General features: G+C 60.7%; 3 protein-coding genes. All 3 read right to left on the bottom strand.

What is annotated here, in order from left to right:
- Nucleotides 1-139 precede the first annotated feature (139 nt).
- Complete coding sequence (locus tag WC683_20215) at nucleotides 140-1,717, bottom strand: hypothetical protein (GenBank protein ID MFA4974935.1); 1,578 nt, start codon at nucleotides 1,715-1,717, stop codon at nucleotides 140-142.
- Nucleotides 1,717-3,057 (bottom strand): terminase family protein, encoded by a 1,341-nt coding sequence (locus WC683_20220; protein MFA4974936.1) that lies wholly within the window; start codon nucleotides 3,055-3,057, stop codon nucleotides 1,717-1,719. The genes WC683_20215 and WC683_20220 overlap by 1 nt, the downstream gene beginning before the upstream one ends.
- Nucleotides 3,058-3,266: 209 nt before the next feature.
- On the bottom strand, nucleotides 3,267-3,572 hold the full coding sequence (locus WC683_20225; protein ID MFA4974937.1) for a hypothetical protein: 306 nt from the start codon (nucleotides 3,570-3,572) through the stop codon (nucleotides 3,267-3,269).
- Between the last annotated feature and the right edge of the window lie 108 nt (nucleotides 3,573-3,680).

The following is a 3,680-nucleotide window of genomic DNA, read 5'->3' on the forward strand; positions in this document are numbered from 1 at the left end:
TTATCTCGCATCGCCGACATATCCTTCGCGATCTCTTCTTGCACTGATGTTCCGTTCTTCTCCGCCCTTGCGAGCATGAGAAAGAGGATAACCGGGACGCCTTCTTTGTCCTTGTCGGCGCCGTTTAGAATCATGAATGTCATGCCGCTATCCCTTGAGTTGGCATAGGCTGCATCGGCATAGCGCCAGCAGGCGTGGCCTGTTGCGCCTGCGCGATCAAAGCTTGCTGCTGCGCGGCGAGACGCTGCTGCTGAACCTCAGCGTCGGTCGGAAGCTGAATCCCCGTCATCGCCATGAGCGTGTCCGGCTGGAAATGCGATGCGATGATCTCGCCCGTGATCCGCGCGACGTCGCGGCAGAACCGCGCCAACTCTTTCTGACGCTCACGAATGCGGAGCGCGCCATACTGGCCCTTGATGCGCTGAGCTTGCGCCGTTTCGTTCGGCTCGCCTTCACCGCGCATGATGTCCGATATGCCGGCGATCTGGTAGACGTCTTCGGTAAGCTGCTTGCGAAGCTCGATACAGCCTTGCAGCACCTTCATCACCTGCTCGACAGGGAGAAACACGATCGGCGCGCCGCCGCTCCCACCCTCTTTGAACATCGCCCATGACGTCACCGCGATCATGCGATTTTCGAAGCCGGGCTGAAACGCCTCCTCGACCTCCGGCAATCCCTCACCATTCGGACCAGCGGGGTAGAAGCCAACGAATTTGAGCGCCTGTTGCAGCTTGCCGATGCGCGCCGTGAGAAGGTCGATCTCCTCGGCCTGATCCTGATAATAGATGTAGTCCGGAACAGGCGCGAGACTGTCATTCGTCAATGTTCCATAGGCCGGCTTGGGGCAGGGGAAGAAGCCTTCGATCTTGAGATATGGCTTGCCGACCTCGAGCGGCTCTTGCGCGCCCTTCGCAACCCACAGGACGCGGCGATTGGACTTGTCCCATATCTCCCACACGATGCCCTTGGACGTAGCGTCCTCGCTTTTCGGGGCGGAGTCGGAATCGTCGCGCTCAGCGCCGGCGACGACCGTCAGCTCGACATGCTTGCCAGCGTCTCCGAAGCGCTTCACCAATTCATCGCGCGTCAGGAAGGCGCGGAACGCAACCCATGTGACTTCTTTCCAAGTCCGCGCCGCTTCATGAACGAAATCGCCGCGCTGAAGGAATTCGATCTTGACGTTCTCGAACTGAAGGATTTCCTCGGCCGGGTCGCCGCCCGCCTCTTCGGACTCTTCGGCCTCTTCTTGCGCCTCGGCCTCGACGCCCTCGACCTCGCTGGTGTCAAGCTCGCCGGATTCATCGTCCACAGTGTCGAAGACAGGCTCGTATTTTAGCCGCACCTGTCCGCGAGCGTAAAGGAGATAGTCGTCGCGCACCTGTTCCAATTGCGAGTTGAAGTCGTTAAGCTCCATCTGCAACATGATCGCGCGCTCGAGCATTTCAGCCGTAACGCGCGCGACAGGGGACCTATCCTTCCATCGCCTGGAAACGAGAGGCTTCGGCGCCTGCTCATAGACCGCGGGCCGCAGCGTCTCCATGTTCGACCAGAGCAACTGATAATGACGATTGCCCGTTTCTGCCGACGCCTCATAGCGGTATTTGCGCCGGATCACCTGACAGCGCTTCTCCCATTTGCGCATCTCGGGCGTCGTCTGCGCTTTCTCGATTTGAGAAAGCCAGTAGGACACTTCATTCGGCGGATCGCTTTCTGCCATCACGCGCGCTCGAAATCCCGGCGATTGCTAGGCGACATCTTCATCACCTCGTCATAGGTCATTTGGCCGAATCCGCGGAAGTCTGGAGGCTTATCGCCGGCAATAGGAGCTTGCGCTATTTCTCGCCACGCCATGCACATATACCGAGCCGCGTCGGCTGAATGACTCGTCCAATCGTGGCGCGGCGTGTCTTTGTAGGCGCGCGTCTTTTCATCGAACTCGGCGCGATATTGCCGCAGCGCCTCGAGCCCTTGCTTGCATTCTTCGGCGTCGAACCACATGCGGGGGAGCGTCAGGCGAACAGCGTTGATCCCGTCCATGAGCTTGTGCGCCGGAACAAGCATTGGACGACGGCCGAGCGCCGCCAGCGTCTCGACGCGCGTGCGGCCGGTTTCCAGAGACCTCACCCGCGCGTCGTGAGGAACGTAGTCGTTCCCATATTCGATCCCGAGCCGCGTGCCGATTGCATCAAGCTCGGCTACGTAATGCGACAGCGGCTGACCGTGATTTTCATAATGCGCGAGAACGCGGATTTCACCGCCATAAGCCTGGAATAGCCAAATCGCCGTCGAATCGCCTATGCCCAAATCCCACGCAGTATTGACTTTCACGCCAGGGGCGGGGGCGACTGCCGTTATCCGGCCGGCGCGCTCGGCTTCAGCAAGCTCGCGTCCAAAATACGCGCCGACGATCGCCGCGGAAGGGTCGCAGTCGAATTCAGCCGCATATTGCTCCGCCGTCATGATCCGACGCGCGTCAGCCAGCTCGTCAGGAGGCAATATTCCGGTCTCTCCAGCCCGAAGAACGCTCGAAAACCACCCCTCAGGGTCGCCCTTCGCAGCCTCGTATTGCTGCCAAAGCTGGTTGCGCCCCTTCACCGTGCCGATGATGACCGCCCATCCTCGCCGATCCGCCAGAGCCGGGCGAACCACCTGCGCCCACAAGCTCGGCGACATATCGGCGAATTCATCGAGGATCACGCCGTCGAGCGCCAGACCGCGCAACCGATCCGAATTGTCGCCGCCGTAGAGGCTGATCCTCGATCCGTTGATGAGATCGACGCGAAGCTCGCTCTCGTTCGGGGCAGACGTCAATACCGGGCGGGAGAACGCCTTCAGATAATCCCAAGCCACAGACTTGGCCTGATTGTAGAATGGCGCGATGTAGGCGTATCGCCCGCCTGGCTTGCGCAGCGCGTGGTCGAGCATGTCCATTAGACACGCGACCGTCTTGCCGGCGCGGCGATGCGCGATAATCACCGCCCACCGCTGCCGGCGGCGGTGGAACTCGACGAACGCAGCCCGCGGCTCGTAGCCGAGCGGTATCTCCTTAGTCGCCACCAGCGTAAGCCTTGCGCGCTCGCTCGCGACGCTTTCTTTCCGCGGCCGACATCGGCGCATCGCCAATCAATGGACGCCCGCGCCCCCTTGCGGTTTTCGTGACATGCCCTGGTGTTTTCGTGACATCACCGGGCATTTTCGTGACTTCCGGCTCTATTTTCGTGACGCGCCCCGCCATTTTCGTGACAGGCTCGGCAGCCGAAACAAACCTAATCGCCACGCGGGACGCCCGTCATAACGACAAGCTGGACAGGGCCGCCGTCCCCATCGCCAGCAATCGGCTGCGTGCTCTTGCCATAGGCGCGGTCGAGGATTTCCTTGATCGCCGCAACGCGAGCCTGCTCGCTCTGCGCTTCGCGAGACAGCCGCGCAAGCTCTTGCACGGCGTCAGGCGCATATTGCCGGGCGATCTCACGAATTTCCGCCGTCGCTTTGTTCGGAGAGCCTTTTTGGCGCCCGCCTCTGCGCTCCCCGGGCTTTGATCCTCTGTTACTGTTTTTTGCTCTTTCAGCCATTTCTCAGCCCCGGTTGATGGGGGCCTCCTATGGGAGGGTGGGCTATGCCCCGTAGTAGTAATACGCGGGGTCGGATGTTCGGATTGCGTGCCAAGCCTCGATAGTCTT

This window comes from bacterium (assembly GCA_041648665.1).
Taxonomy (GTDB): domain Bacteria; phylum UBA10199; class UBA10199; order 2-02-FULL-44-16; family JAAZCA01; genus JAFGMW01.

Excerpts from the sequence above, each read along its gene's own strand:
- WC683_20215 (MFA4974935.1), bottom strand. The coding sequence starts at position 1,717 with ATGGCAGAAAGCGATCCGCCGAATGAAGTGTCCTACTGGCTTTCTCAA.
- WC683_20225 (MFA4974937.1), bottom strand. The coding sequence starts at position 3,572 with ATGGCTGAAAGAGCAAAAAACAGTAACAGAGGATCAAAGCCCGGGGAG.